The sequence below is a fragment of the Pandoraea anapnoica genome (genome assembly GCF_902459765.1).
Taxonomy (GTDB): Bacteria; Pseudomonadota; Gammaproteobacteria; order Burkholderiales; family Burkholderiaceae; genus Pandoraea; species Pandoraea anapnoica.
In genome coordinates, this window is the sequence record NZ_CABPSP010000003.1 from 272,790 (window position 1) to 299,742 (window position 26,953).

Below are 26,953 nucleotides of genomic sequence, written 5' to 3' on the forward strand. Positions count from 1 at the left end.
CACGTAAGCTGTAAAAACATAAAGATAAATGTCGACCGGATTTCACACCGCAATGGGGATTGGCCTTGGACTTCGCTGCTATCGCTGCTAATACTGCCGACGCTGTCGGCACGGGCAGCTCACAACATTCATCTGCCCGCCGGGGCAACTTCGGTGGCAACTTCGCCGCCGCGCTGAATCGCACTTTCTCGCACTACCGGACGCTTCTGCGCCGCGCGCTCGGGCTGCTAGCCCTGCTCGGCTTCGGTGCGCTCGCGGGTTGCCAGACAACGCCGGTGCACGGCCTGACGCCTGAGCAGATCGCAGCGCTCAAGTCGGAAGGCTTCACGCAGACGGACGAAGGCTGGGAGTTCGGGCTGTCGGACACGGTCCTCTTCGACACTGACAAGTTCGTGGTGCGCGATCCCGCGCGCGAGACGGTTACGCGCATCGGGCACACGCTGGTGAAGGTCGGACTCGACGCCGTTCGCGTCTACGGATACACCGATTCGGTCGGCAGCGAAACGTACAACGAGCAGCTTTCGGCGCGCCGTGCCGAGGCAGTGGCAGGCGTGCTGGCCGATGCGGGTGTCAAGCGTGCAGGTATTCAGACGATCGGGGCGGGCAAGCGCAATCCGGTCGCCGACAACAGCACACCGGCAGGACGTGCGCAGAACCGGCGCGTCGCCATCGTGATTTCGACGCGCTGACTTCGACGTGCTGACTTCGACGTACTGACTTCGACGTACTGAGTCCTGGCGTTTTAGCTTGTCAGGTTTCGACACGCCAAACCGGGCGGCAGGCCCATGCCTGAAAGGTAATGTAAGTCCTTGCCAACGGCCGCAATCAGGCACAATGGCGACTGCTGCCCGAATCACCCATGCTGGCCCACGCCGTTCTCATGCTCCCGACGTTGTCTACGCTTACGAACTATCGGTTTCCCGTTGCCGAGGGCTCGCCCCGAATGCAACGCGCTTTGCGCGTCGCGCTGACCGTGTTCGCGGTCACCATCACCGGTGTGTCCTCGACGGCGTTTGCTCAGGGGCAGGGCGCATCGAATGGTCCGAACGCGCGCGTCGGGACATGGGCGACGGCGCCGCAAGCCGTCGCGCAGCATCCGGCTGCGCCTTCGTTCAACCGGGCGCCGGCCGCAGGCGGGCGCACCGTTCGTCAGATCGTTTATCCCACGCTGTCCGGTAACGATGTCCGCGTGCGGTTCTCGAACGCCTACGGCACGCAGCCTCTGATCATCGAACGTGCAAGCCTTGCTGTGTCCACACGCGGTGCGGCCATCGACGCGGGCACGGTGCGAGGCCTGACGTTTGGCGGGCAACCGGCGACACGGATTGCGCCGGGCGCATCGCTCGAAAGCGACCCGTTGCCGTTCACTGTGCGCGCCGGAACGCCGCTGGCCGTCAGTCTCTTCACGCAAGAATCGAAGACACCCACCACGTGGCACAAGATCGCGCAGCAAACCGCCTTTCTGAGCGGGGCGGGGGATTTCGTCGATAACGCACAGGCGGGGTCGTTCCCCACGCGCTTCACGAATACGTTGTGGCTGGCCGGGCTGAGCGTCGTGCCCGACGCACCGTCGCACGCCATCGTCGCGATCGGCGATTCGATTACGGACGGCATGCGCAGCACGCTGAACGCCAATCGTCGTTGGCCGGATGCGTTGATGCGTCGTCTGGACGCCGCCGGGCGACGCGATATCGCAGTGCTCAATCTTGGCATTAGCGGCAATCGCCTGCTGCACGATTCGGCCTGCTACGGCGAGCGGCTGGTGGCGCGTTTTCGTCGCGATGCCCTGGAGCAACCCGGCGTGAAGACGGTCGTCGTGCAGATCGGCATCAACGACATCAATTTCGGTTACGTGCCGCCGCACGGCGGGCTCGATTGCGACGTACCTCATGTGATCGTGACCGCACCGGAAATGATCGCGGGCTATCAGTCGCTGATTGCCGCGGCGCACACCCGCAACGTGCGCATTCTCGGCACCACGATCCCGCCGGGAAAACTGCCGCCTGAGCGCGAAGCCGTGCGTGAGGCCGTCAATCAGTGGGTACGTACCGGCGGCGCTTTCGATGGCGTGATCGATTTCGACGCGGCATTGCGCGATCCGTCGCAACCGACACGTATGCTGCCGCGCCTGGATAGCGGCGACGGCACGCACCCGAGCGACGCCGGTTACTCCGCGATGGCGGACGCCGTGCCGCTGCCGCTGATTCTTGGTATCGGTGCGAAGACGCAATCGTCCGGCGCTGCGCGCTAACGCCTGTCAGCGGACCACCGTCGCTATCAACGCTCGCGTTTCACGCCGACCGTCACCTGTTGCAGACGACTGACGTCCGGAGACCGCAGCCATTCCGGATGCGCGAGGCAGTGACGGAACATCGCCGTGGCGTCGTCCCCCCAATACAACTCCCCGTCATAAGCAAACGTCGGCACGCCGAACACCCCGGCGGCAATTGCCCCTTCGGTGTTCTCGCGAAGCGCCGCTTTGACCTCAGGCGATTCCGCACGCGCTGCCGCGTCGTCGGGGTGCAGGCCGAGGCGCTCGCTCAGATCGGCCCAGCCCTGCGGGTCGGTCACGTCGCGCCCCTCCGCCCAGATGAAGCGGAAGATCGTGCGCACGATATCGTGCGTCGCGCCTAAGGCGACCGCCAGGCGCAGCACGCGAATCGGATGGAACGGGTGCACAGGCGGCATCCGGTACGCAATGCCGTCCTGTTCGGCGCGGAACTGCGCCATGCGATAGGTAAAGATGCGCTTGTACGGGGTCTCTGCCGGTCCCTGCGTCTGCAAGTGCACGAGGATAGCGCCCAGCACGATGGGTTTGAGTTCGATGTCTAGAGTGGGCGGCAGCGTATCGAAGCGCTCGAATTGCAGGTATGCAAACGGGGAGGCGAAGTCGAAATACCACTGGGCGTGACGGGCGGGAGTGTCGTCAGTTTGCGACATGGGGCGCGGTCTCCTGTATAAAAATTTTTCTCGGCGCGTGCGACTTGACGCTCAGGACAGTGTACCGGGACCGCGCGAACGCCGCCAAAACCCTCATGGAATCAGCGGCTTATCATTGCCTCGAAGATTTATCGGAATTTTGGATGTTTTGTATTTGATATAACGATTTTTATTATTGAAGTGGAGTTTTTAGACTGGCACTCATTCGCAAGGAGTGCCCGACATGACAACAAAAACCCACGCTGCAACGCCCGCTTCGGCCAGCCGTCCCGACACGCTGGTGCCGGATCAGCACAACCCCTGGGCGGGCCTCATTCTCTCGACCGCGATTGCTTTCGTGGCGCTGTTGCTGGGGCGTCAGATGCCGCTCGTCGGCGGTCCGGTGTTCGGCATTCTGCTTGGCATTCTCGTGCGTAATATCTTCGCCCCGGGCGCACGTTACGAGTCCGGCATCAAGTTCGCATCGAAGTACGTGCTTCAGTGGTCGATCATCGCGCTGGGTTTCGGTCTGAGCCTGTCGCAGGTGGCGCACACTGGACTCGAATCGCTCGCTGTCACGGCGGTCACGATTACCGCCGCCGGTCTGTCGGCCTGGGGGCTGGGTCGACTCCTGGGCGTGCCCGACAAGCTCAAGCTGCTCATCGGCGTGGGCACGGCCATTTGCGGCGGTTCGGCGATTGCCGCCGTCACGCCCATCGTGAAGCCGGACGATCACGAAACGGCGTTCGCCATCTCGACCATCTTCCTGTTCAATATCGCCGCCGTGCTGCTGTTCCCGGTGCTCGGTCACGCGCTGCACCTCTCGGACCTGGGCTTCGGAATGTGGGCTGGCACGGCGATCAACGACACGTCGTCGGTGGTGGCGGCCGGTTACAGCTACAGCAAGGCGGCCGGCGACTACGCCACGATCGTCAAGCTGACCCGTGCCACGCTGATCATCCCGATCTGTCTGACGCTGGCCGCCATCGTGGCTTACCGCGCCAAGCGTGCCGGTGCAGGCAACTTCAGCCTCGCCCGCATTTTCCCGTGGTTCATCCTCGGCTTCCTGATCGCTTCGGGCATCCGTACGGCAGGCCTCGTGCCCCCGGCGCTGCAACCGTGGATTCACGATGCTGCCGAATTCCTGATCATCGTGGCGCTCACCGCCATCGGCCTGTCGTCGAACCTGCGTCGCATGGCATCGACCGGTGTGCGTCCGATCCTGCTCGGACTGGGTGTCTGGGCGGCGGTGTCGGTCAGCAGCCTCGTGGTGCAACTGACGATGGGGCAGCTCTGAGGTGGTGGGAACGATGAAGCCTCGACCTTAGGGCAGACCCGGCGGGCAAGCCGGGTTTTGTGGCCTAGAATGCAATCACGGACGGCCGCCGGTCGTCCGTAATGCATTTTCGGCGTTTCCGGGAGGCCGTTATGTCGAGCTCATTCGGCGAGATCTGGTACACCATCGGCGCACTCGTTGTGATCGCTGTACTCGCGGGCATGGTGTGGGAGATGGGGGTCTGGTGGACACGTCACCCGGATAGTCCTGCGGTGAAGCGTCTTGAGCACGCGTGGGCACGCATCCGTCACCCACGGCACTGATTCACGGTTTCAACGGTACTGGCGCGAGGCCGGACGTCTCAGTCCAGCTTCAGATGGCGCGGGACGTTGGCGTCCCAGCGCGCGAGGTCTTCGAGCGGGTAGGGCTTGCTGCCGTGCAGCGCACGTTTGATGCGGCTCTTACCGCTGGGCATCGGCACGTTAGGTAGTGCCGAGCCTGCGGGTGTGCCCGCGAGATCGAGATAGTCGCGCTTGAACTCGGCCTGCGTCATCCCCCACTTCATCAGGAATTCGCGACTGCCGCGATTCTTCACTACGCGTCCGGTCGAGCGGCAGCCGAAGTGATAGACGACGCTCTTGCCGACGATACGGAACGTCCGGCAGCCGACCAGCCAGAGCTTCATCAGGAAGTCATCGTCGCTGCTCATGCCGGGGCCGAACTCGATGCTGTAGCCACCGACCAGGTGCCATAGCGCGCGGCTCACGAGCGTGGGCTGCGTCGGCACGCCGTTCACGTCGTCGCGTCCCAGCGACGCGGCGAACGCGAGCATTGCGGCTTCGTCGAACGTCTCCGGCGTCGTGCCGAAATCCTTCGAAACGACTTGCTTGCTGACTCCGGCGTTGGGCTCGACCATGACCGACGAGAGGTAATAGATCGGTGTACCGAGTGCCTGGAGCGCGCGGGCGGCATCGATGAGCGCGGTGTCCCAGCCGGGCGTGACGAACATGTCGTCGTTCAGGAACAGCAACTGATCGTGCGACGCGAGCGGTGCGAGCTGATTGAGCGCGAGGCAAACGCCCACGTTGCCGCTGCTGTGTGTGTGACGCAAGCCCTGCTCACGCACCCATTCGAGCGTACCGTCGCTGCCGTCGTTGACGTGCACGAGAATCTCGTGCGCCTCGCCGGAGTGTCGGCGAACGCTATCGATACACAGCTTGAGGAACGGCAGGTTGTTCCAGGTGGGGATCAGAATGCTTAACATGAGGGCACGGCGCTATCGCTTGTCAACGAGCGGTCTGTCGTCTGAGGAGCCGACAGGATAGGCGAACGCGGCAAACAGGGCCAGCATCGTCGCATAGAAGGCGACCGTCACTTTCAGATTGAAGGTCTCCACGGTCAGTCCGAAGACAGCAAAGGCGACCGCAGTCATCAATCCCATCAACGCCGCGCGATTCTTGACGCGGTCGTGTTCCAATTGCGCCGAGCGAACGAAGAAGATGGCCGGACCCACGTAGACGCCGAGAATGCACAGCAGGCCGAGCAATCCGTAATCGACGAAGTAGGCGAGGATTTGGTTGTGTACTTCGCCCTTACCAAGGTCCGCGGCCAGCGGGGTCAACTCGCCGGATGCCGCCATGGCGGGCATCGCATCGCGATACCCATGCGCGCCGAGGCCGAGCAACGGGTGCTCACCGATGAGTTTCCCGGCGACTTTCCACAGTTCGACTCGGATACCGGTCGAGGTGTTGGGGTTGCCTGCGGAGAGATTGACCAAATCCGACCGGATCATTTCGAAGCGCTCGCGCACGACATGCGAACTGAACGTGGCTGCCAGTAGTACGGTAACGACAACGCCGATCGCGACGCGCCGTGCGGCGCTCAGCGGCTGATTGCGCCACATCAGCCAGACGACCAGCAGCACGGGCAGCACGATCCAGCCCCCGCGGGACTGGCTGGCCCACGACGCGTAGCACCCGGCAGCAGCGCCCAGCAGCTTGAACGCAACGGTCCACGCCTTATCGCGTGACAGCCAGTGAATCGACACAACGGACAGCGCGCCCAGCAGGATGGCGATGTCGCCGAAGTGAATCGGATTCAGGAAGGAGCTTTCGGCGCGGGCGGCGAGAATGTCTGCGGTCGAATACAAGGCCATGAAGGCCGCAGCGATCGCACCGGCGGCGAACGACAGATCGGTCCACTTCGGCATGACGTCGACGATCCGGCGCAGCCCGAGGAATACGAAAGTAGCGAGCAGGAAGCGTAGCGGGGAGTCGAGCGTGTTCGCGACGACCCGGCCGTGCAGAATTTCGACGAGCAGAATCGCGAAAAACGGCAGCACCAGCGAGATGAGCAACAGACGGACGTGGGGTCTTTCACGTACGAGCGAACAGATTTCACCTCGTTCGCGTCCCGAAAAAAGCACAATGGCGCCGAGCGCCACCGTCAGGAACATAGCCGTGTTCCCGCCGCGTGGAACGACCAGGGATACGGCGGGAAACAGCAGAATCAGCGTGCCGAAAATATTGGCAAAAAGGTGCCGACGTGGAATCGGTGCCGGCGCGGCGGACTTGCTCATTGGTTACCAGGCAGACTGCGGGAATTTACTTTGCACGAAGTATGCCAGAAATGCCCGCAGCGCCAAGGTTTCCGTCGACGCCACGCAACGTCCAAAACATCGATCTGCCTAAAATTTCAGAATTACAGATTCATCGCGCCGAGAACACCGCACAAATGCAACGCCACGTGCGTCCAGGCCGCCTCATCGTAGTTGTCGCCATCGCGCGCCAGTTGTTGCGCTTCGTGAAACGTGCGCCAGATCGCTGCGGCACTCGACGGCGTGCCGCCTGCCAACTGATATTGCCGTTGCAGCGCTTCGGCCAGCCACGGCTGGTCCTGCGCGCAGGCCTCGGCGTAGGCTTCGACGGCAACCCGGGCGTACGGGTCGCCGGCCGGATCGAGGACGACCGGCTGGCGTGCCCGGGCCGACGAATGGGCCGTTGGGTGCGCCGAAGACGGCATGGCAGCCAGGGCGTGCCGCTTGGCGGCGCTGTGACGTGTGTGGTGATGTTTCATGGTCTCGTCTCGTTGGCCGCGCCAGGGCCGCTGGCGCGGAATCACTTACGTGGACTCAGTCGTTTTCCATATTGCGGATAAACAGCATGGCCGCATGCTTGGCCTGATCGATGCTCGAATACGTCCGGCCGTCCATCGGCCAGATGTCGACCAGCACCGCATAGCTGCCGGGGTGCTCGGCCTGCATGATGCGAATGTAATGCTGCCGGAACACGCACCGGGCGAGTTCCACTGTCGGATGCGGTCGGCGGAAATGGGCGCTTGACATGACAGTCTCCAGAGATTTGGCCCTCCGGCCTCGACGGGCCGTTGCATAAGACTCAGCAAATCCCGTGCCAATTCTCTTGAAACCATTAACTGCTTGATTTGTAAGGAGTGTGGGCGAACGAGGCGCGCGCCGATATCAAAAAACGTTACGGAAACGAAACACGGTAGGAACGCGCTGCCGTAACAGTTGCCAGCGCGGCACAGGCGGCAGTGGGCCAGGGATGCCGAACGTGATTCGTGTTTCATACGTAGAACACGTTGGACGACGTCTTTTGTGTTCCCGTTAAAATGGGCATTTCCCCAAGACTTCTGCGTAGGCGAGCCATCACGTCTACGTTCCTTTCCCGCATGAATCTGCGTTTTCTCGAAACCTTCGTCTGGCTCGCCAAGCTGCGCAATTTCCGGCTGACGGCCGAGCGTCTGCACACGACGCAGGCGGGGGTGTCGAGCCGGATCGCGTCGCTGGAACAGAGTTTCGGCGTGCGCCTGTTCGACCGGAGCGCGCGCGAGGTCACGCTCACGGCCGCAGGCCAGAAAGCGTTGGCGTATGCCGAGCGCATCGTCATGCTGGGGCAGGAGATGAAGCGGGAACTGACCGATCCGGACATGCCGCCGGGCGTGCTCAAAATCGGCGTCGTCGAGTCCATCGTGCACAGCTGGTTTCCGGATCTGGCGGCGCGCATTCACCGCGAATACCCGCAACTCGAAATCGAGGTCACGAGCGAGACGACCATCAATCTGTGCAAGCAACTGGAGGCGGGCACACTCGATCTCGTATTGCAGACGGATATGCAACACGGTGCTGGCGTGGAAAACCTGCCGCTGGCCGAATTCCCGATGCGCTGGGTCGCGAGCCCCAAGCTCAATCTGGAGGGCGAAACGCTCGACGTGGCCGATCTGGCCGCGTATCCGTTGGTGAGCTTTTCGCGCAATTCCGGGCCGCACAAGACGCTGGAGCGCATGTTCTCGGTCGCCGCCGAGCGGCCGGTACGAGTGAACTGCATGACGTCGGTCGCGGCGATCATCCGGCTGGTGGCCGACGGATTCGGGGTGGCGATGCTGCCGCCCGCCATCATCCAGCGCGAACTGGGCGAGCACAGCCTGCATCTGCTGCGCGTGAACGCCAATTTTCCCAATCTGCCGTTGGTCGGCTCGTTCCGCACGGGCGCGCTGCTCGCCGAGAACGTGGCGCGTCTGGCGCAGCGCACGGCCAGCGAGTTCGCCCTGAACATGGGGCCAGATATCGCGATTCCCCCCGCCGCTGCCATGACCGCCCCGGCATGGGGCGCGACCGACGCCTGAGCCACCCGGCGCACGAAGGCCCCGCCCGGCAAGGATTTGGGGCCGGTCATAAGAATTTGCTGTTGCCGCGAATTTGATTTCTTGTTGGACGCTCCCTCCATCGTTTTGCACACTCAAATGGACGGTCGGCCTCATGCGTGCTGACGCTGCTTAGCGGCGCACACCGGCCGGCCCCCGATTGTCGACACCGATGGATGCCTCATGACTGTGACTGCCCCGCGCGCCCAACTCTGTATCTGGACGAATATCGATCCGGCCTTCGAAACCGATTTCAACCGCTGGTACGACCGCGAACACATGCAGGAGCGCGTCGCGATTCCGGGCTTCCAGTTCGCCCGGCGCTTCAAGGCGCTGCATGACAGCGCACGTCCGTACCTCGCGCTGTACTGCACGCAGGACGCCGGTGTGTTCACCAGCGAGCCGTATGCGCAGGCCTTCAATCATCAGACGGAATGGTCGCTGCGCAACTTCGCGCGCATGCAGGGCACGCAACGCCGCGTCGGTACGCTCGATGTAGAAGCCGGTGAAGGTCAGGGCGGCATGCTCGCTGCTTTCGTGTTGACGGAAGCGGCCGTGGCGCAGGCGCGGCCGCGCCTCGACGCCCAACTCACCGAAATCGCGCAGGGCGATGGCATCGTGCGCGCCACGCTCCAGGTCACCGTGCCCACGCTTTCCGTCTCGCTCACGGCGAAGGACGCCGCACTGCCGCCGGCCGACGCCGTCGTGCTCATCGAAGGCACCGATCCGGACGCCGTACGTATCGCCGCCGAAACGCTGGCGGCGAGTTACGGCCTGCCCGCAAGCGAAGTGACCCGCTTCGCCATGCTGTGGCGTCTCGGTGCCAACGACGACTGACGTCGCGCCCCTCGCGCCCTTCGTTTGCTTTGCTCCCCTCTCACGGGGTCGGTCTACCCGGCTGACCCCGCGCACCCCCGGAGACATCCATGACAACGTATTCGAACACCCGGAACGCACGGGACACCGGCACCGGATCAGATGCCGCTGCCGCGCCCGCCAAACAAGGCGCGAACAAGGGCCGGCTGGCCACGGCCAGCATGGTCGGCACCACGCTTGAGTGGTACGACTTCACGGTCTACAACACGCTTGCCGCACTTGTCTTCAACCATCTGTTCTTCCCTTCGATGGACCCGCTCGCGGGCACCATCCTCGCGTTGTCGACGTACGCCGTCGGCTACGTCTCCCGCCCGTTGGGTGGCTTCGTGTTCGGCAACCTCGGCGACAAGATCGGACGACGTGCGGTCCTAGTGCTCACGCTCGTCGTCATGGGCCTGACCACGGGCCTGATGGGCCTGCTGCCGACCTATGCCTCGATCGGCATCTGGAGCCCGGTGCTGCTCGTCGCGTTGCGTTTCGTGCAGGGTGTGGCGCTGGGTGGCGAATGGGCCGGCGCGGTGCTTCTCTCGGTCGAACACGGCGATCAGCGCAAGCGTGGGTTGAATGCATCGTGGACGCAGGTCGGGCCGTCGTTCGGCACGTTGCTCGCGACCGGTCTGATTGCGCTCATCACGCTGTCGATATCGCCGGACGAGTTTCTCGCCTGGGGCTGGCGCGTGCCGTTCCTCCTGAGCCTCGTGCTGGTGGCGTTCGGTCTGTGGGTGCGTCGTGGCGTGGAGGAAACGCCGATGTTCGAAGAGATGCAGCATTCGGACCGTCAGGCGGAAATGCCGATTGCGGACGTCTTCCGCAAGCACTGGCGCAACCTGCTGGTCGCTGGCGGCTCGCGTATCGGCTCGGACGTGCTCTACGCGCTGATGGTCGTCTTCACGCTGACGTATGTGACCGGCACGCTGCACCTGTCGCGTCCGCTGGCGCTCACGGCGGTGCTCGTCGGCACCGCGTTCAATGCGCTGACGGTGCCGCTGTTCGGTGCGCTTTCCGACAAGCTGGGCCGCCGTCCCGTGTATGGCTTCGGCGTGCTGTGTGCGGTGATCTGGGCCTATGGTTTCTTCGTGTTGCTCGACACGTCGAGCCCGGCGCTGATCGTGCTGTCCGTGGTCATCGGTCTCGTGATCCACGCGATCATGTACGGGCCGCAGGCGGCGTTCGTCACAGAGCAGTTCCCGACGCGCGTGCGCTATGCCGGTTCGTCGCTGGCTTACACGCTGGCGGGCATTCTCGGCGGTGGTTTCGCTCCGCTGATCATCGTGAGTCTGTACAAGGAGTACGGCACGACGCTGTCGGTGTCTCTGTACGTGACGGTGGCGCTCGCGATCACGGCCATCGCGTTGTTCGCGGCGAAGGAGACGGCCCACAAGCCGCTTCGCGACTGACGTACACCGACGTCAGATAATCGGCGACACGCTCTCGGGCGTGCCGTCGTCGTTTGGGGCGTCGTTATCGGCAGCGCACTGTCTCACTGCGTCGGCGCGCACAACTCCGTGAGACTGGCGAGATCGCCACGTTGCGCGAGTTGATGGACGTGACGGGCGAAGACGTCGTACTGCGGGGCCTGTGTGCTGAGATCTCGCGACCAGTCCATCAGATCGGTAATCGCCCCCATCGCGATCAACTGACGGGCTTCCACCAGCCGCTCGCGCGGCGGACGCACCATGGCGCGCTCCTGCTCCAATTCGCTGGCCGGTGCCTCGTCACGTTGCAGGTCGAGCAGACGCGCCAGCGTGTTGCGCAGGTCTGCCAGTTCGACGGGCTTGAGCAGACACGCGTCATAGCCGTGCTCGCTGCCTTCCCTCTCGCTGCCAGCGCCCGCGACTACTTGCGGCGACGCGGAGACGGCCAGCACCGGCACATCGGGCCAACGGCGGCGTGCGGCGCGTGTCACCGCCAGTCCGTCGGCGTTGGGCATCATGTGGTCCGTCAGTACGAGGTCCGGTTGCGGCGCTTCGGGATTGCCCAGCGCGGCGATGAGCGCCACGCCGTCGCCGAAGGTGCTCACGGTGAAGCCCAGACTGGCCAGTTCGTCATGCAGGAATTGACGGATTTCCGGGGAGTCTTCGGCGAGCCAGATGTGATACCCCGTGCCGTCGAGCGGCGGCAAGGCGTGCGTGGCCCCTGCGAACGATTGCGGCACGAGATCCGCTTCGCGCGCCACGCGCAGCGGTAAGGTGAACGTCACCTTCGTGCCGACGTCGGGCTGGCTGTCGATCACGATAGTGCCGTCCATGCGCTCGATCCATTGCCTGACGATGGCAAGTCCCAGCCCCACGCCGGGCAGACGCCGCGCGCGGTCGAGTCGGGCGAACGGCTCGAACACGCGCGGAAGGTCGTCCTTTGCGATGCCGCAGCCCGAGTCCTCCACGCCGAAGCTCACATGCACGATGTCTGCACGTGTTGCATCGGGGGTGGCGGACAGCGACAACGTGATCGTGCCGTCCGAGGTGTACTTCGCCGCGTTGTCGAGCAGATTGCCGAGCACCTGGCGCACCCGCTTGGCGTCGAAGGCGAGCAGCGGCGGCAGCGGCGCACGCACGTCGAGCAGGAAGGCGTTGTCGTGCTTGCGCGCGAGGCTCATGCCTTCGTGCGCCATGCCGTCGACGAACGCGTGCGTGTAGACGGGAGCGACGTGCAGCGCGTCGGCCGCGCCACCGCCCGCGTATTCGATCAGGTCGTTGACCATCGCGAGCATGTGATGCGCGCTGCGACGGATGATGCGGCCCCGGTCGGCATCTTCGCGTCCGCCCGATTGCACCAGATCGGCAAAACCGATGATCGACGTGAGCGGCGTGCGCAGATCATGGCTGATGCGCGCGAGGAAGTCGCTCTTCGCGCTGTTGGCTTCGTCTGCGGCGATGAGGGCGGCTTGCAGTTCGCGCGTGCGCGTGTCGACGGCATTGGCCAGCCGCGCCTGTTCTTCGCGGCGCGTTTGCAGCACTTCGCGCTGTGCGGCGCGCTGCTCGCGAACGAGTTCGCGCGAGCGTCCGGCCACGATGATGGTGAGCATCAGCAGCACGGAGAAATTGGTGCTCCACGCCATCGCGGTGTTGGCGAGCCAGTCCTCCGGCAGCAGGCCGTTGATGATCGCCAGTCGCCAGAACAGAACGAGACAGCCGGGCGAGAACGAGAGCAGGCTCAGGCGTGCGTTCTTGGACCCGCGTCGCCAGCCGTCGGCCAGCGAGGCGACCCAGATCACGTTGAAGACGGTGAGCAGTTGCAGATGCATGAAGGCGGCCACACGGTGATCGCCGAACAGCACCCACAGCGCCATGAACCCCATGACGCCGATCATTGCGCGATAGACCCAGCGCCACAGTGCCACTCGCTCAAGGCCCGTGAAGATCATCAACATCGCAGTGAATACGCCGGCGGTCAGCGTCGAGAAGAAGCTCGGCGCGCGCACGATGAACTCGCCGCCCTGCGGCAGGAAATAGCGATACAGGAAGCCCTGGAACGCCATGTCCTGCGCTACCTGCGTGATGGTCGTGAGCGCGAGCAGCACGAACACCGGATCGCGGCGGGCGATGCCCAGCACGAACGCATAGAGCGCGATGGAGATCATCGAACCGGCGAGCAGCATGGCAATCATGGCGTTGCGCGATTCGGACTGACGGAAGTCGTCCGGTTGCCAGAACTGCGGCACGATGCTCACCGACGAGCGGGTCTCCACGCGCACGAGAAACGTAAGCCGTTCCCCCGGAAGGAGCGTGATCGGGAAGACCGACGTTTCGGACACGATAGGGTGTTGATCGAGCGGCACGGTGTGCCCGGCACGCCACGTGTGGGCAGGCTGTTTCGCACCGAACGGCATCGCGTAGAAGCGCACATCCTCCAGTCGCACGATGCCGACGCTCAACCACCGCGTGACGGGTTCGTTACTCGGATTCGAGACGTTGCCGGTGAGCCAGAACGCCGAGCGGCTGTAGCCCGCATTGAGCATGCTTGGCACGACATCACGCCAGCCGGGTGCAGCGAGTGCCTGCGTGGCATCGAGGCGTCGGGTCGGGTCTTCGAGCAGGCGTAGCTGCCTGTCGAGCTTGAGCGGTGACGGCGCGTGGGCGAGATCGATGAACTTCGGGATGGTCTGAGCGGCGGCAGGTGCGACGTTCGTGGCAGTGGCGGCTATAGCGGCGGCCGCCGTGCCCGGCAGGCAGAATGCCACGACCAGCAAGACGAGTGCAACGAACGTGAGCGCGATGCGCGTCAACCCGACGCAAGGGAGCGAGGAGGACCGGCGCGTCACGTGCGCCGATAAGTCCGACGGCGCAGTGCTCATGCCTGCGTCGATCCCGAATTGTCGGGGGCGACATACGTCTGCGCGCCCTGTTCGCGGAACCCGCTGGGCGGCATGCCGAAGCGCTCGCGGAACGCGGTAGCGAAGTTGGCGGCGCTGGCGAAACCCACGGCGCTCGCAATGTCCTGCACGTCAAGCGACGTCTCTGAGAGCAGGCGTCGGGCTTCCTTCATGCGTTCTTCGCGCAGGAAGTCGAACACCGTCACGCCGACACAGCGGCGGAACGCGAGATTGAGACGGCGCGTGTTCGTGCCGACGGCGCTCGCCAGACCGGCCAGTTCGGGCGTCGTGCCGAGCTGGTCGAGCAGCAGTGCACGCGTGGCGCGAAACAGCACGGCGTCCAGCGTGTGGGCCTGCACAGGCAAAGGCATGGGCTTGTCGGTGTCGGTCGCAGTGGTGACGGTGGCCGTCGGCGCTGCGCCATGGACGGGCGCAGACGACGTCGTCTTCAGATGGATCGACAGCCGCAGCCGGACTTCTTCGAAATCGTACGGTTTGGTGACGTAATCGACCGCGCCGGCCGACAGGCCTGCGACACGCTCGCCGGGCAAGGCGGCCGCCGTCAGAAAGATGAGCGGGATGTGCCGGGTGCCAGGGTCGGCCTTGAGCAGGCGACACGCGCCCAGACCGTCACAAACCGGCATGCGGATGTCCATGAGGATCAGGTCGGGCTGCACGGTGCGCGCTTTGGTGTAACCGTCGCGTCCGTCTTGTGCGATGTAGACCCGGCAGCCTTGCTGGCTGAGGAAGTCCATCAGCAGCATGCGGTCTTCCTGATTGTCGTCGACGACTAGTACGCGCACACCCGACAGCTGACGGGCATGCGGCGACGCAGGCCATGCGCCGCTCTGACGCGGGGCTGCCGTCGCCACAGCAGCAGGCGTGGCGGACGTGGCAGACGACTGCGGGGGCAGGTGACGATCGCTCATGATGGTCGCCATTCTTTCACATTCGTCTGAACGCGCCGCACCGATCCGGGGCGAATATCGGCGCGCGGGAAATAAATTTCCGTCGGGCAAACGAGAGATGCCGTCGGGCAAAGGTGAAGTCATGGCGCGCCGTACCGGCTCAGGTAAGGTCAACCGTCGGGTTCGCAGCGGCGGACGACCGGCGTGTAGGTGATCGGGGGGTCGTCTGCCGCTGGCGTGTGCCGCAGGGCGAGCCCGGCCCCCCGGGGGGGCGCCGGTGCAGGTCGGAGACTTACTCGGGTGCCGTCCAGACCACGTTCGCGCCGACCGAGCACAGATTCTCGACGAAGCGCGGGTGGGCGCGGCGGATCGGCTGCGCGTTCTTGATGGTCGACTGACCGTCGATGCTCGCCGCCACCATCAGCAGGGCAATCGCCACGCGAATGATGTATGGGCTTTCCACGACGGCGGGCGACAGCGGCACGCCGCCAAACGTGATCAGCCGGTGCGGGTCGGACTGGAACACGTGCGCGCCGAACTTCGACAGCTCCGTCGACCAGCCCATCGCGCCGTCATACACCTTGTTCCAGAACATCGCGCTGCCTTCGGCCTTCACGCCCAGTGCGATGAAGATCGGCAGCAGATCGACCGGGAAGTACGGCCACGGGGCCGCTTCTACCTTCGTCAGAATGTTCTGCGTGAACGGGGTCTGCACCTTGAGCTTGCCCTGCGCCGTGGCCGTCGACCAGCCGTCGCGGTGCTCGACCTTAATGCCGAACTTCGCAAACGTGCGGTCGATCAGCGGGAATTGATCGGGGGCCGTGTTCTTGACCGTGATCTCACCGCCGGTGATCGCGCCGAGCGCGAGGAACGTGGTGATTTCGTGGAAGTCCTCGGCGAAGCGGAATTCGCCGCCGCCGAAGCGCTCGACGCCCTCAATCGCCAACTGCGAAGTGCCGACGCCTTCGATGGGCACGCCCAGCATCTGCATGAAGCGGCAGAACTCCTGCACGTGCGGCTCGGACGCGGCGTTGTTCAGTTGGGAGCGTCCCTTCGCGGTGGCGGCGCAAAGCACGAAGTTCTCGGTGGTCGTCACCGAGGCGTAGTCGAGCCAGTGATGGATCGCGGGGCGGGCATCGTCCGCGTGAATCAGCAGCGAGCCGGCGGTGCGCTCGACACGTCCGCCAAAATGACGCAGCACTTCGATGTGCGGATCGATCTCGCGCACGCCGAGCGTGCAGCCCTTGATGTTGTCCTCGATGCGCGCGACGCCGAAACGCGCGAGCAGCGGCGGCACCAGCATGATCGACGAGCGCATCTCTTCGGGCAGATGGTCGGTGCGCGGATCGAACTTCGTATTGAGGTGGTGGACGTCGAGAATGCCGGCGTCGAAATCGACGCTCACGTCGCTGCCGAGCTGACGGAAGATGTCGAGAATCTTGCGGACGTCGGTGATCTCGGGCACCCCGATCAGGCGCACAGGCTGGTCGGTCAGCAGCGTGGCGCATAGCACCGGGAGAACGGCATTCTTGTTGGCGGAGGGCGTGATGCGGCCGCGTAGCGGCTGGCCGCCGTGGACTACCAGATGGGACATGGGCTTCCTTCGGGCTTGGTGCCTTAGTACGTTCGAGCGGGGGGCGAAGTTGGCAGGCGGGCCGCAGGCCCGTCGCGATCAGGCGCAATATACCCCCGAATCGCGCGTGTGTGCCACGCGACCCCCAAGGCGTGGTGGGATTGCCGCGCTGCCCCGAGTCCCTTGACGGGCGAGGTTGTCGGTGTCGGGGACGCCTCGGTTTTACGCCCGGTCAGGACACCGCGCCCGCGAACGCTTCGGCGAAGATCGCGCGGAAGTCCGGCGTCTCGGCGGCCGCAGCCCGCGTGAGCACCCGCGCTTCGAGTTCGTCGAGGTGCGCGGCCGCCAGCGAGATGGCCGCCTGCGTCTTGCCGTCACGTAACTGGCTCACGAGCTGCGCGTGTTCGGTGGGCGCGCAATGCATGAATTCCGCCGGGTCGTACAGCGCCTTGTATAGCTCCGTCTTGGCGACGAGCTGGTGCGCGAACGCGTCGAGTTCCACGCTGTCGGCCATGCCGATCAGCTTCAGATGAAACTCACCGGCGAGTCGGATCGAGCGCTCATGCGTGCCTTCGGCGTGCGAGCGCGCTTCGGTCTCGACATGGGCATCGAGTGCCGCGAGCTGCGCGTCGCTCAATCGGCCGCAGATGCTTGCGATCACACCGGTTTCCAGCACGCGTCGCGCCCGGTAGGTCTGACGAATGTCGTCGAGCGAGGGTTGCGGCACGAACGCGCCGCGATTGGGTTCGAGTACCAGCTTGCCCTCGAAGCCAAGCCGCGCGAGCACCTTGCGCACTGCGCCGCGCGTGCAATCGAGCGCCTGCGCCAGATTGCGTTCGCGCAGCGGCATCCCCGGCCGGAGCTTGCCCGAGAGCAACGCCTGCGAAATCGCGGCGTACACGCGGGCCTCGATCTGCTGACCTGCGCTGCCCGGCGCGCCGTCTCCCTCGACGTCGACCGCTGCCGGGTCCGGCCCTGTGATGGGGGCGGCCTGTACGCGGAGTGCGTCGTCAGACGCGGCGGTGGACGAGGGCGGTGCTGCGGTGCGGCTCAAGCCTGATCTCCTGAAATTTGACGCTTCGCATGAAAGTGCGTGGGCGTGGAGCGAATTGTACCTGCCGCCCCGGGCCATCCGATATGGCGTGACATCGCCTGTCGACACCCACCTTCCCACGATGCCCATCCTCCGGAAAACCCTAGGTTTCGACCGTCGGGGCTGCGCGACCTTGCATTTCGGAAAATCGTTACCGATAATGGTCAACAAAAATGGTTAACCATTTATTGTTGTTTGGTTGATGATATGGCAAATCGCCATGTTGTGCCATTGACCCTGACGGCGACGACATGGGCAAAACCAACGAACGCATCAGGCCGCCGAGATTGCAAACGAGCGGCCGCCTTATGAATCCTTTGGGTCTGGAGACGTCATGAAACCCGTACATTGCCTGGCTGCGCTTCCCATCGCAGCCTTTTACAGCGGCGGCTGGCTTGCCGAACACGTGGGTACCCGGCTGGCCGGGCTGCCTTTTCTGATGACGTGGAACATCGTGTGGCTGTTGCTCACGTCGGTGGTCATGCTCGTGATGTTCCGCTTCGACGGTTCGCGCGATGCGGCCCAGCGCACCGCGCAACAGGCCTCGGGCGAGCGCCGCGACCACGACGGAGCCGCATCATGAACGCCGCGCTTGCCGTCATCGCGGCGTTTCTGGCTTTTGCGCTTTTCGTGGGGTTGCGCGCACGTCGCGGACGCACGATGAGCCTCGAACAATGGGCGGTGGGCGGTCGTGGCTTCGGCACGCTGCTTGTGTTCCTGCTGATGGCCGGTGAAGCCTTTTCGACGTTCACGTTTCTGGGCGCGAGCGGGTGGGCGTACAGCAAGGGACCGCCCGCGTTTTACATCCTCGCCTACGGGGCGCTTGCGTACCTGCTCGGCTACTGGATGTTGCCCGCAGCGTGGCGTCATGCGACAAAGCACAACTGCGTGTCGTTCTCCGACTTCTTCGCCACGGCGTACCGGTCACGGGCGCTGGGCGTGGTGGTGTCGCTGGTGGCCGTGCTGGGCATGAGCGCGTTGCTTATCATTCAACTGCGCGGGCTGGGCATCATCGTGTCCGAAGCGTCGTACGGCACGATTCCCCCGGCCGTGGCGATCTGGTGCGGCGCTATTGCGATGGTGGTCTATATCACCGTGTCGGGCATTCATGGCTCGGCGAGCATCGCGATTTATAAGGACATCCTGATCCTCGTGATCGCGATCTTCCTTGGCATCTATCTGCCGCTGCATTACTTCGGCGGCTTTGGCGAGATGTTCGACCGCATCGAGGCCGCGCGTCCGGGCTTCCTGCAGATGCCCACGAGCGGGCTGACGCTGTCCTGGTACAACTCGACGATCTTGCTCACGTCGCTTGGCTACTACCTGTATCCGTACGTCTTCACGTCGGTGTATGCGGCGAAGACAGAGAGCGCCGTGCGCAAGAATACGATTCTGATGCCGCTATATCAGATGGTCATTGCGTTCATGTTCTTCGTCGGCTTCGCGGCCATTCTGCAAGTGCCGGGACTGACCGGTGCGGACTCGGATCTGGCGTTGCTGCGCATCGTCAAGCAGACGTTCTCGCCGTGGTTCGTCGGCGTGATCGGCGGGGTGGGGGTGTTGACCGCGCTGGTGCCCGGTTCGATGATCTTGCTCAATGCGTCGACGCTGATTGCCAAGAACATTTATCGCGACGGTTTCGCGCCGCAGGCGAGCGAAGCGATGGTCGGCAAGCTCGCCAAGCGCGTGCTGCCGGTCTTCGGTCTGGTGGCCGTGTTCTTCGTGCTGCGTGGCGGCGCGACGTTCGTGGCATTGGCGCTGTTTGCATCGAGCCTGCTCACGCAGTTGTTCCCGTCGTTCGTGGCGAGTTTGCTGCCGCGTCCGTTCGGCAACAAGTACGGCGCGTTTGCAGGGATCGGCGCGGGCGCGCTCGTCTTGCTGGCGGCCGTCGGGTTCGACGTCACGCTGCGCATGTTGCCCGGCGCGTCGGATACCGTGGCGTCGATCAACATGGGGCTGGTGGCGCTGGCAGTGAACGCGGTGACGTTCGTCACGGTGAGCATGCTGACGCGCGCCCGGAATGTTGACGGCGAGGCCGAAGCAGGACTCTTGAGGAAAGTATGACAACACTGGAAATTCGCAATGCGCGCGGGCTGGACGGCACGTCGGTGGATGTGCGCGTCGAGCACGGCAAGATTGCGGCCATCGGGCCGTCGTTGCCTGGATCGGTCGACGGCAGCATTCGCAGGATCGATGCGCGCGGCGCTTTGCTGATGCCCGGACTGGTCGAGGCGCACACGCACCTCGACAAGACGACATGGGGCATGCCCTGGTACGTGAACGAATGCGGCTCGCGACTCGTCGACCGCATCGACAACGAGCGTCGGTGGCGGGCCACGAGCGGCCACAATGCGGCGGCCGCGTCGCTGGCGCTCGGCCGTGCGTTCCTCGCGGCAGGGACCACGCGGCTGCGCACCCACGTCGATATCGATACCGACGCGGGTCTGCGTCATCTCGATGGGGTGCTGGCCACACGCGAGGCGCTGGCGGACACGCTCGACATGCAAATCGTGGCGTTCCCGCAATCGGGCGTACTCGATCGCGCGGGCACCGTGGAGTTGCTCGATGCGTCGCTCGCGCGCGGGGCCGACGTGCTCGGCTGGCTCGATCCGTGTGCCATCGACCGCGACCCGAAGGCGTCGCTCGACGCGATGTTCGCGCTCGCCGACAAGCATGGATGTCCTGTGGACATCCACCTGCACGAGCCGGGCGAGATGGGCGTGTTCTCGTTCGAGCTGATGCTTGAGCGCATTGTGGCGCTGGGCATGCAGGGCAAGGTCGTGGTTTCGCATGCCTTCTGTCTGGGCGAACTCGACGCTGCGCGCGCCGATGCATTGCTCGCGCGTCTGGCCGATGCTGGTGTGGCGCTCATCACAACGGCACCGCCGTCGCGCATCGTGCCGCCGCTCATGGCATGCCGCCGTGCGGGGGTGACGCTCGCGGGCGGCAACGACGGTATTCGCGACACGTGGACGCCGTACGGTTCGCCCGACATGCTGGAGCGCGCCATGATGATCGGGCTGCGCTACAACCTGCGTCGCGACGACGAACTGGACATCGCGCTCGATTGCGTGACGCATCAGGGGGCACGTGCGTGCTGGTTCGACGGCTACGGTCTGCATGTTGGCGCGCGCGCCGATCTGGTGCTGGTCGATGCGCTGAACGCCGCGCAGGCCATCGTGACGCGTGCGCCGCGTCGCTGGGTGGTTGCGAACGGCCACGTTGTAGTGAACGAAGGCGTGGTGGTATGACGCTTTGGCTGGCCATTGTCGCAGTCGGGCTGACGCTGCGACCGACGCTTACCTCCATCAGTCCGCTGTTGCCGCAAATTCGCGAGGCGACCGGCATGACCTATCCCGTGGCGGCGCTGCTTACGTCGCTGCCGGTATTGGCGATGGGGGCGGGCGCATTCGTGGCGAGCGGCCTGTCGCGTCGCTTCGGCGAGCGTCGGGGTGTCTTGCTCGGATTGGCGGCCCTTGCGCTAGCCTGTAGCGTGCGCTTTTTCGCCGACGATACGGTGATGATGATCGCGACGGCGCTGGCGTCGGGCATCGGCATCGCCATCATTCAGGCGTTGCTGCCGGGGGTGGTGAAGGCGAACTACAGTGCGGCGCGCATGACGTCGATGATGGGGCTGTACTCCGCTGCGCTCATGGGCGGTGGTGGCCTCGGGGCGGCGGCGAGTCCGTGGGCGGCGTCCGAGGCGGGCGACTGGCGCGTAGGGTTAGGTATGTGGCTTGCGGTCGTCGGCGCTGCGGCGCTGGCGTGGTGGCGCGCGCCGCTGAAGGCGCATGCCGTCACTCCGGCCGGGCACCCGATCGCTACGGCCGAGGATCTGCGTGCGGCGTGCCGTGCCGCAACGCAGCAGGTGGCTTCAAACGTTTCAGCGTCCACAACGTCCACAACGTCCGGCACTTCCAGCAAGCCGCCGTCGATGCTCGACCTGTTGCGCAGGCATCGTGCGTGGACGCTGGCTGTCTACTTCGGTCTCATCAACTGCACTTACACGACGATGGTTGCGTGGCTGCCGCCGTTTTATCAGCAGCGCGGCATGAGCGCGACGCAAAGCGGCACATTGCTCGCCGGACTGACGGCGTGTCAGGTCGTGGCGGCGCTGATGTTGCCATGGCTGGCGCGGCGCAATGTCGACCGTCGCCGGTGGCTGACGCTCGCGCTGGCCGCCACACTCGCGGGTCTGGGCGGTCTCGTCGTGGCACCGGATGCCGCGCCGTGGTGGTGGATCGGTGGCATCGGCTTCGGACTGGGCGGCACCTTTTCGCTCGGACTGGTACTGGCGCTCGATCACCATGCGCACCCGCGTCATGCGGCCGCGCTCGCGGCGTTCATGCAGGGCGTGGGCTTTTGCATCGCCGCTGTGGCACCGTTTGCGTCTGGCGCGGTGATGGCGATGACAGGCAGCTTCATGCCGTCGTGGATCGGACTCATCGTTCTCAACGTGGCGCTGATCGCACTGACCTGGCGCTTCGATCCGCAGGGCTATGCGTCGGCGCTGGGTCTGTCGCGCGACGGGCACACCGGGCAGCATCAACGCGCCTGACGCCCTATGCCAGTCGTGCTCTGGCGGTGGCGTCGATGAGTAATTGATGAGTTCGGGAATCGTCCCGTGCGTTGCGCACGCGAGACAGGTGGGTGCGATGCAAAAATCATGCGAGCACCTACGCAATCCGCGCTAAGATGGCTCATCGTGTGATGTCGCAGCGGAGCTTCGTCGCGAGACCGTCGCTCCCGGCCCAAACCGTTCCCTCGGTGGTTCGAGCTTAGCAAGATCAGGGACAAGCGCCCCTTGGGCCAGGTTGGCTGCGTGCTGCCGGAAACCAGGGGAGAACGGATGCTCGGAAAGTCGCGCAGGGCCGTGGGACGATCGTTCGGGACGTTACGCGTCGCGCTCGGTGCCTGCAGCGTCGGCGCGTCGCTGTTCGCAGCGTTTCCGTCTCACGTTTTGGCTGCCGACACCGTCCTTCCGGGGACCGCGCCTGCGAAAGCCGCACCTGCCCCGTCCGCCTCATCCTCCGCGTCATCCCCTGCACCGGCGAAACCCGTGACTGCTACCCCGGCATCAGCCGCGACCGGTGTCGATCAGCGCGTCATGCGCAGCGACGGCGCGTATGCCAACCTCCACGTCTTCCGTCCTCAGGTGGCCTGTAATGGTGTCGTCGTCGTGAGCCCCGGCGCGGGCGACGACCGCGACGCGATGTCGTGGCTCGGGCGAGCGCTCTCGCAGTACGGCTGGCTGACCGTGACGATGGCGCATCAGGAGAGTGGACGCGATTCGTTGCGCGACCGGGTGCGCAACGGTGGTCTACGCGACGGATTGCTCGCGCTCACTACGGATCCCGAAGCGTATGACGACCGTCTCGAAGATGCAGGGGCGGCGTTGCGGTGGGCGCGGGGGCAGTGCCATGCGGGACCTGCCGTGCTGGCGGGACATTCGATGGGCGCGGTGACCGTCATGATCGAGGCGGGCGCGAAGAACAAGCTCGGGCTCGACAGTGACGACCGCTTCGACGCTTACATCGCGCTGTCGCCGCAGGGGAAGGGTGCGATCTTTCCGGCGGGCGCGTGGCATGACGTGCGCAAGCCTGCCCTCCTCGTGACGGGTACGCGCGACGATCCGCTCGAAGGCAAATGGCAGACGCGCACCGAGCCGTTCGCCGACATGCCGCCGGGATGCCACTGGCTGGCGGTGGTCGATGGCGCGACGCACTTCAACTTCGCGGGTTTCGGTTACGGACACGGCGATATCGAAGCGAAGATACTGCCGCTGATGGAGCGGTTTCTCGACAATGTGCGCGGCCATCGGTGCGCCGTGCCTACGCCGGCAGCTGGCGTGAAGTTCGACACGAAGTAAGACAGCGATGGCGGAACAGGACCTCACACGCGGCCCCATCGGCAAGACCTTGTTCTGGTTCTCGCTACCGGTGCTGGGCAGCAACGTGCTGCAATCGCTCAATGCGTCGATCAATGCGATGTGGATCGGCCATTACCTTGGCGAGTCGGCGCTCACTGCGGCGTCCAACGCCAACATCCTGCTGTTCTTCCTGCTCGGTGTCGTGTTCGGCATCAGCATGGCCAACACTATCCTCATCGGTCAGTCCATCGGCGCGAAGAATCCTGAGCTGACCCGGCGCATCGTCGGCACGAGCGCGACGTTCTTCATCCTGCTCTCGACGGCTGTGGCGGTGTTCGGCTACATCTTCACGCCGGAGTTGCTGCGCGCGCTGGGCACGCCGAGCGATGCGCGCGAGTTTGCGGTGGCGTATCTACGCATCATCTTCGTGGCGTTGCCGGTGATGTACTTCTACAACTTCGTGATGATGGCGTTGCGTGGGGCGGGCGATGCGCGCACACCGTTCCGTTTCATGCTGTTGTCCGCCGGGCTGGACGTCGCACTCAACCCGTTGCTCATCTTTGGCTGGGGTCCGATTCCGCCGTTCGGCATTGCGGGGTCGGCGGGCGCGACGCTCATCGCGCAGACCGTGAGCCTTGCCGCGCTCATGTACACCTTGTACAAGCGCCGCGATCCGCTGTGGCTTTCGCGCAAGGATTGGAAGTATCTTCGGATCGACATGGGGTTGCTGCGGCTGATCGTCGTCAAGGGATTGCCGATGGGGTTGCAGATGTTGGTGATCTCGTCGTCCGCGATGGTCATGATGGGGTTCGTCAACGGATACGGATCGCAGACCACGGCGGCCTACGGCGTCGCATCGCAGTTGTGGACGTACGTGCAGATGCCCGCGCTGGCGATCGGTGCGGGGGTGTCGTCCATGACGGCACAGAACGTGGGAGCGGGCTTGTGGGATCGTGTGACAAAGATCGGGCGTGTGGGTGTCGGTCTGAACTTCGTCATGACCGGGACGCTGGTGATCGCGATTCTGTTGTTCAATCGTCAGTTCATGAATGCGTTCTTGCCGGACGACGGCTACGCCATTTCCGTCGCGCAGCACATCAATGCGGTGGTGGCGTGGTCGTTCGTGCTGTTCGGTGTGACCATCGTGCTCTTCGGCGTGGTACGGGCGACGGGCGCGGTGGCAGCGCCGCTCGTCATCCTGTTCGTTTCGCAGTGGGTGATCCGACTGCCGTTCGCGTGGCAGATGCAGAAGACGTGGGGCGCGGAGGCAATCTGGTGGAGCTTCCCGCTGGGTTTCGCCGTCTCGCTCGTGATGGCGCTCGCGTATTACAAGTGGGGCAATTGGCGCGGCGTACGCATGTTGCCCAGGGGGCCGTCGGCCGTGGCGCAGAGCAAAGATGTGGCGGGTGCTGCTGCCGGACCGGCCCCTGTGCCCGTTCCTCCTACCTCGATGACGGCCGGGCCGTCTCCGTCTCCCAACACTCAGGATGCGCAGAACGAACCGCGTGCCTGACCCATCTCCTTACGTTTTTCCTTTCCTCGTGTCACTGCGCGTTCGCGATCCAGCGCGATGCGGATTCCGCCAGTGCTGTGCGCAGCCAGTTCAGCAGGGCTTCCTTCGCTGGATTGTCGCCGAACGGTTCGCGCGAGAGTGCGACGTAGCCTGAGCCATCGCGGATGAAGTTGGCGGGGGCGATGAGGCGTCCGGCGTTCAGTTCGTCGCACACCATGTAGACCGATCCGATGGCGGCTCCGAGGCCTGCGCCGGCGGCTTGCAGACTCAGATAGAAGTGTTCGAACGGCGGCGTTGCCGGGTTGGCGCTCGTCTCGAAGCATTCCAGGTGCTCCAAACGTTCGGGCGACGGCGCGGCGCGCATGGCGCGCTGCCAGTCCTGCCAGGCGTGCGGACGTGTGCGCGTGTGGAGGAGCGAAATCGGTAACGAGTCGAAGGCCGAAGGAAGGCCGACGGGGCCGATCCATTCGTCGGCGAGCGGTTCGGCAATGAGCGAATGTCCCCAGAAGAAGTCGTTGCGTCGAATGGCGACGTCGACACCGGCGCTCTCGAAGTCGAGGGGACCACCGGCAGAGTGGAGGTGGAGCGAGATGCCGGGGTGGGCTTGCGAGAAGGAAGCGAGGCGGGGGATCAGCCATCGCATCGCGAGGGTGGGTTCGCAGGAGACGACGAGCGTGTCCGAGGGAGATCGCGGATGAAGTGTGGCGACGGTGGTGGCGAGTTGCTCGAACATCTGGCGGGTGGTGACGTGGAGCTTTTCTCCGGCGGCGGTCAGGAAAACAGCGCGGTTACGGCGTTCGAAGAGGGGGAGGCCGAGGGCGAGTTCGAGGGTCCGGATTTGTCGGCTGACGGCGCCGTGGGTGACGAAGAGTCGGTCGGCGGCGCGGGCGAAGCTGAGTTCGGTGGCGGCGACGTCGAAAACCTGAAGGGCGTTCAGGGGAAGAGAGCGAAGGGGGCGGAAGGGGGATCGCGTCATGCGTGAGAAATTATCATGGATAAGGGGGCAAATTCATCGTTTTTCGGGCGAAAGGAAAACGAAGAAAATGCGTTCGGAGAATCGACGGCGCGGGGTAGGGGAAGACAAGAACGCCAACGGGAAAGGTGCGATGAGCCGGGGATCAGGGCCCTGTTCTGAACCGAGTTGGGTCTATGTCTGAGGGGCGGAATAGGGCCCTGGTCCCCTGCGGGGTCGAGTACGGAGCGGGAAGATCGGGCACAAACAAGAAGGGTGAAAGGAAGTCATGCAAGAGCTAATAGCGGTAATGACGATCACGGTCTTGGCGGTGATCAGCCCCGGTGCGGATTTCGCGATGGTGACGCGTGCGAGCTGGCGTCATGGGCGGCGCGCGGGGTTATGGGCGGCGTTGGGGATCGCTGCGGGCGTGCAGGTACACGTGGCGTACACGTTGGTAGGCGTGGGGCTGCTGATCATGCAGGTGCCGTGGTTGTTCACGGTGATCAAGTGGATTGGTGCGGCGTATCTCGTGTACATCGGGTGGCGCACGTTGCGGGACCGGTCGCCGGTCGTGGACGTCACACAGGAGGGCGGGGCATCCGCGTCACCTGAAGCGGGCAACGCAGCCCCCACCCGCTGGCGCGAGGCGTTCCAGGCGTTCCGTACAGGCTTTTTCACTAACGCATTGAATCCAAAGACCACTTTGTTCGTGGTGAGCACCTTCACGCAGGTCGTTCATCCGGGCACGGGCTGGGCGCTCGGCCTGGCGTACGGGGCGTTCATGTCCCTTGCGCATTGGGTGTGGTTCAGCCTTGTGGCGCTGGGATTCTCGGCGGGATGGATGCGCGAGGCGATGGTGCGACGGCAGCATCTCGTGAGACGCACCATCGGCGGCGCGCTGATGACGCTGGGCGGATTGCTGGCAATGGCGAGTCGCTGAGGTCGGTGCGGGCAACGGGAGCGGTTTCCGGGCGATTCCGCCCCGAATGCCATGAAA

General features: G+C 64.5%; 24 protein-coding genes. 14 read left to right on the forward strand and 10 right to left on the reverse strand.

What is annotated here, in order from left to right; genetic code table 11:
* Positions 1 to 65 precede the first annotated feature (65 nt).
* Together yfiB and PAN31117_RS06880 are read left to right on the forward strand one after the other, a co-directional pair.
* The gene (gene yfiB / locus PAN31117_RS06875) at positions 66 to 689 is read left to right on the forward strand and encodes an outer membrane lipoprotein YfiB (protein WP_306440182.1); all 624 of its coding nucleotides are present in this window, start codon (positions 66 to 68) and stop codon (positions 687 to 689) included.
* A 254-nt stretch (positions 690 to 943) separates the two neighbouring features.
* Entirely contained in the window at positions 944 to 2,251 is a 1,308-nt protein-coding gene (locus PAN31117_RS06880; protein ID WP_246188945.1) for an SGNH/GDSL hydrolase family protein, read from the forward strand.
* Positions 2,252 to 2,277: 26 nt separating this feature from the next.
* Here PAN31117_RS06880 and PAN31117_RS06885 read toward each other — a convergent pair whose 3' ends face one another.
* Positions 2,278 to 2,940 carry a 2-hydroxychromene-2-carboxylate isomerase gene (locus tag PAN31117_RS06885; RefSeq protein ID WP_150737528.1) on the reverse strand — a complete coding sequence of 221 codons (663 nt, stop codon included), beginning with the start codon at positions 2,938 to 2,940 and terminating at the stop codon, positions 2,278 to 2,280.
* A gap of 223 nt (positions 2,941 to 3,163) precedes the next feature.
* On the opposite strand from PAN31117_RS06885, the gene PAN31117_RS06890 reads away from it, so the two are divergent.
* On the forward strand, positions 3,164 to 4,216 hold the full coding sequence (locus tag PAN31117_RS06890; protein WP_150737529.1) for a YeiH family protein: 1,053 nt from the start codon (positions 3,164 to 3,166) through the stop codon (positions 4,214 to 4,216).
* 131 nt (positions 4,217 to 4,347) lie between these two features.
* Positions 4,348 to 4,518: a hypothetical protein gene (locus PAN31117_RS27060; RefSeq protein WP_174990859.1), complete on the forward strand. Its 171-nt coding sequence runs from the start codon at positions 4,348 to 4,350 to the stop codon at positions 4,516 to 4,518.
* Positions 4,519 to 4,556: 38 nt separating this feature from the next.
* Here the strand turns inward: PAN31117_RS27060 and PAN31117_RS06895 are convergent, their stop codons facing one another.
* From PAN31117_RS06895 to PAN31117_RS06910, 4 genes are all read right to left on the reverse strand, one after another.
* Positions 4,557 to 5,459, reverse strand: a complete 903-nt coding sequence (locus tag PAN31117_RS06895) for a glycosyltransferase family 2 protein (RefSeq protein ID WP_150737530.1) — start codon at positions 5,457 to 5,459, stop codon at positions 4,557 to 4,559.
* 12 nt (positions 5,460 to 5,471) lie between these two features.
* The gene (locus tag PAN31117_RS06900; protein WP_150737531.1) at positions 5,472 to 6,773 is read right to left on the reverse strand and encodes an O-antigen ligase family protein; all 1,302 of its coding nucleotides are present in this window, start codon (positions 6,771 to 6,773) and stop codon (positions 5,472 to 5,474) included.
* A 122-nt stretch (positions 6,774 to 6,895) separates the two neighbouring features.
* Complete coding sequence (locus tag PAN31117_RS06905) at positions 6,896 to 7,270, reverse strand: hypothetical protein (RefSeq protein ID WP_150737532.1); 375 nt, start codon at positions 7,268 to 7,270, stop codon at positions 6,896 to 6,898.
* Positions 7,271 to 7,325: 55 nt separating this feature from the next.
* The gene (locus tag PAN31117_RS06910) at positions 7,326 to 7,538 is read right to left on the reverse strand and encodes a hypothetical protein (protein WP_039392977.1); all 213 of its coding nucleotides are present in this window, start codon (positions 7,536 to 7,538) and stop codon (positions 7,326 to 7,328) included.
* 347 nt (positions 7,539 to 7,885) lie between these two features.
* Between PAN31117_RS06910 and PAN31117_RS06915 the strand changes: the two genes are divergently transcribed.
* From PAN31117_RS06915 to PAN31117_RS06925, 3 genes are all read left to right on the forward strand, one after another.
* Entirely contained in the window at positions 7,886 to 8,839 is a 954-nt protein-coding gene (locus tag PAN31117_RS06915) for a LysR family transcriptional regulator (RefSeq protein WP_150737533.1), read from the forward strand.
* A 201-nt stretch (positions 8,840 to 9,040) separates the two neighbouring features.
* Positions 9,041 to 9,694: a DUF4286 family protein gene (locus PAN31117_RS06920; protein ID WP_150737534.1), complete on the forward strand. Its 654-nt coding sequence runs from the start codon at positions 9,041 to 9,043 to the stop codon at positions 9,692 to 9,694.
* Between the two features lie 89 nt (positions 9,695 to 9,783).
* On the forward strand, positions 9,784 to 11,130 hold the full coding sequence (locus PAN31117_RS06925; protein ID WP_150737535.1) for an MFS transporter: 1,347 nt from the start codon (positions 9,784 to 9,786) through the stop codon (positions 11,128 to 11,130).
* Between the two features lie 83 nt (positions 11,131 to 11,213).
* Here the strand turns inward: PAN31117_RS06925 and PAN31117_RS06930 are convergent, their stop codons facing one another.
* From PAN31117_RS06930 to PAN31117_RS06945, 4 genes are all read right to left on the reverse strand, one after another.
* Positions 11,214 to 14,027, reverse strand: a complete 2,814-nt coding sequence (locus PAN31117_RS06930; RefSeq protein WP_150737536.1) for a hybrid sensor histidine kinase/response regulator — start codon at positions 14,025 to 14,027, stop codon at positions 11,214 to 11,216.
* Entirely contained in the window at positions 14,024 to 14,809 is a 786-nt protein-coding gene (locus tag PAN31117_RS06935; protein ID WP_246188964.1) for a response regulator transcription factor, read from the reverse strand. Before PAN31117_RS06935 ends, PAN31117_RS06930 begins: the two co-directional genes overlap by 4 nt.
* Before the next feature lie 436 nt (positions 14,810 to 15,245).
* The gene (locus PAN31117_RS06940) at positions 15,246 to 16,547 is read right to left on the reverse strand and encodes a UDP-N-acetylglucosamine 1-carboxyvinyltransferase (RefSeq protein ID WP_150737538.1); all 1,302 of its coding nucleotides are present in this window, start codon (positions 16,545 to 16,547) and stop codon (positions 15,246 to 15,248) included.
* A gap of 211 nt (positions 16,548 to 16,758) precedes the next feature.
* The gene (locus tag PAN31117_RS06945; protein WP_246188946.1) at positions 16,759 to 17,580 is read right to left on the reverse strand and encodes a GntR family transcriptional regulator; all 822 of its coding nucleotides are present in this window, start codon (positions 17,578 to 17,580) and stop codon (positions 16,759 to 16,761) included.
* A 373-nt stretch (positions 17,581 to 17,953) separates the two neighbouring features.
* On the opposite strand from PAN31117_RS06945, the gene PAN31117_RS06950 reads away from it, so the two are divergent.
* From PAN31117_RS06950 to PAN31117_RS06975, 6 genes are all read left to right on the forward strand, one after another.
* On the forward strand, positions 17,954 to 18,202 hold the full coding sequence (locus PAN31117_RS06950) for a DUF3311 domain-containing protein (RefSeq protein WP_150737539.1): 249 nt from the start codon (positions 17,954 to 17,956) through the stop codon (positions 18,200 to 18,202).
* Positions 18,199 to 19,683, forward strand: a complete 1,485-nt coding sequence (locus PAN31117_RS06955) for a sodium:solute symporter family protein (RefSeq protein ID WP_150737540.1) — start codon at positions 18,199 to 18,201, stop codon at positions 19,681 to 19,683. Before PAN31117_RS06950 ends, PAN31117_RS06955 begins: the two co-directional genes overlap by 4 nt.
* Entirely contained in the window at positions 19,680 to 20,870 is a 1,191-nt protein-coding gene (locus PAN31117_RS06960; RefSeq protein WP_150737541.1) for an amidohydrolase family protein, read from the forward strand. The genes PAN31117_RS06955 and PAN31117_RS06960 overlap by 4 nt, the downstream gene beginning before the upstream one ends.
* Positions 20,867 to 22,177: an MFS transporter gene (locus PAN31117_RS06965; protein WP_150737542.1), complete on the forward strand. Its 1,311-nt coding sequence runs from the start codon at positions 20,867 to 20,869 to the stop codon at positions 22,175 to 22,177. The genes PAN31117_RS06960 and PAN31117_RS06965 overlap by 4 nt, the downstream gene beginning before the upstream one ends.
* A 501-nt stretch (positions 22,178 to 22,678) precedes the next feature.
* The gene (locus PAN31117_RS06970) at positions 22,679 to 23,488 is read left to right on the forward strand and encodes an alpha/beta hydrolase family protein (protein WP_150737543.1); all 810 of its coding nucleotides are present in this window, start codon (positions 22,679 to 22,681) and stop codon (positions 23,486 to 23,488) included.
* 7 nt (positions 23,489 to 23,495) lie between these two features.
* Positions 23,496 to 25,001 (forward strand): MATE family efflux transporter, encoded by a 1,506-nt coding sequence (locus PAN31117_RS06975; RefSeq protein ID WP_150737544.1) that lies wholly within the window; start codon positions 23,496 to 23,498, stop codon positions 24,999 to 25,001.
* A 31-nt stretch (positions 25,002 to 25,032) separates the two neighbouring features.
* On the opposite strand, the gene PAN31117_RS27705 is transcribed toward PAN31117_RS06975, so the two are convergent.
* Complete coding sequence (locus PAN31117_RS27705; RefSeq protein WP_150737545.1) at positions 25,033 to 25,977, reverse strand: LysR substrate-binding domain-containing protein; 945 nt, start codon at positions 25,975 to 25,977, stop codon at positions 25,033 to 25,035.
* Between the two features lie 265 nt (positions 25,978 to 26,242).
* On the opposite strand from PAN31117_RS27705, the gene PAN31117_RS06985 reads away from it, so the two are divergent.
* Positions 26,243 to 26,896, forward strand: coding sequence for a LysE family translocator (locus tag PAN31117_RS06985; protein ID WP_150737546.1), 654 nt, complete (start codon positions 26,243 to 26,245; stop codon positions 26,894 to 26,896).
* Positions 26,897 to 26,953: the final 57 nt, after the last annotated feature.

What these genes read in the sequence shown, in the direction of transcription:
- PAN31117_RS06880 (WP_246188945.1), top strand. Translation starts at nt 944, where the DNA reads ATGCAACGCGCTTTGCGCGTCGCGCTGACCGTGTTCGCGGTCACCATC.
- PAN31117_RS06885 (WP_150737528.1), bottom strand. Translation starts at nt 2,940, where the DNA reads ATGTCGCAAACTGACGACACTCCCGCCCGTCACGCCCAGTGGTATTTC.
- PAN31117_RS06890 (WP_150737529.1), top strand. Translation starts at nt 3,164, where the DNA reads ATGACAACAAAAACCCACGCTGCAACGCCCGCTTCGGCCAGCCGTCCC.
- PAN31117_RS27060 (WP_174990859.1), top strand. Translation starts at nt 4,348, where the DNA reads ATGTCGAGCTCATTCGGCGAGATCTGGTACACCATCGGCGCACTCGTT.
- PAN31117_RS06895 (WP_150737530.1), bottom strand. Translation starts at nt 5,459, where the DNA reads ATGTTAAGCATTCTGATCCCCACCTGGAACAACCTGCCGTTCCTCAAG.
- PAN31117_RS06900 (WP_150737531.1), bottom strand. Translation starts at nt 6,773, where the DNA reads ATGAGCAAGTCCGCCGCGCCGGCACCGATTCCACGTCGGCACCTTTTT.
- PAN31117_RS06905 (WP_150737532.1), bottom strand. Translation starts at nt 7,270, where the DNA reads ATGAAACATCACCACACACGTCACAGCGCCGCCAAGCGGCACGCCCTG.
- PAN31117_RS06910 (WP_039392977.1), bottom strand. Translation starts at nt 7,538, where the DNA reads ATGTCAAGCGCCCATTTCCGCCGACCGCATCCGACAGTGGAACTCGCC.
- PAN31117_RS06915 (WP_150737533.1), top strand. Translation starts at nt 7,886, where the DNA reads ATGAATCTGCGTTTTCTCGAAACCTTCGTCTGGCTCGCCAAGCTGCGC.
- PAN31117_RS06920 (WP_150737534.1), top strand. Translation starts at nt 9,041, where the DNA reads ATGACTGTGACTGCCCCGCGCGCCCAACTCTGTATCTGGACGAATATC.
- PAN31117_RS06925 (WP_150737535.1), top strand. Translation starts at nt 9,784, where the DNA reads ATGACAACGTATTCGAACACCCGGAACGCACGGGACACCGGCACCGGA.
- PAN31117_RS06930 (WP_150737536.1), bottom strand. Translation starts at nt 14,027, where the DNA reads ATGAGCACTGCGCCGTCGGACTTATCGGCGCACGTGACGCGCCGGTCC.
- PAN31117_RS06935 (WP_246188964.1), bottom strand. Translation starts at nt 14,809, where the DNA reads ATGCTGCTGATGGACTTCCTCAGCCAGCAAGGCTGCCGGGTCTACATC.
- PAN31117_RS06940 (WP_150737538.1), bottom strand. Translation starts at nt 16,547, where the DNA reads ATGTCCCATCTGGTAGTCCACGGCGGCCAGCCGCTACGCGGCCGCATC.
- PAN31117_RS06950 (WP_150737539.1), top strand. Translation starts at nt 17,954, where the DNA reads ATGAAACCCGTACATTGCCTGGCTGCGCTTCCCATCGCAGCCTTTTAC.
- PAN31117_RS06955 (WP_150737540.1), top strand. Translation starts at nt 18,199, where the DNA reads ATGAACGCCGCGCTTGCCGTCATCGCGGCGTTTCTGGCTTTTGCGCTT.
- PAN31117_RS06960 (WP_150737541.1), top strand. Translation starts at nt 19,680, where the DNA reads ATGACAACACTGGAAATTCGCAATGCGCGCGGGCTGGACGGCACGTCG.
- PAN31117_RS06965 (WP_150737542.1), top strand. Translation starts at nt 20,867, where the DNA reads ATGACGCTTTGGCTGGCCATTGTCGCAGTCGGGCTGACGCTGCGACCG.
- PAN31117_RS06975 (WP_150737544.1), top strand. Translation starts at nt 23,496, where the DNA reads ATGGCGGAACAGGACCTCACACGCGGCCCCATCGGCAAGACCTTGTTC.
- PAN31117_RS27705 (WP_150737545.1), bottom strand. Translation starts at nt 25,977, where the DNA reads ATGACGCGATCCCCCTTCCGCCCCCTTCGCTCTCTTCCCCTGAACGCC.
- PAN31117_RS06985 (WP_150737546.1), top strand. Translation starts at nt 26,243, where the DNA reads ATGCAAGAGCTAATAGCGGTAATGACGATCACGGTCTTGGCGGTGATC.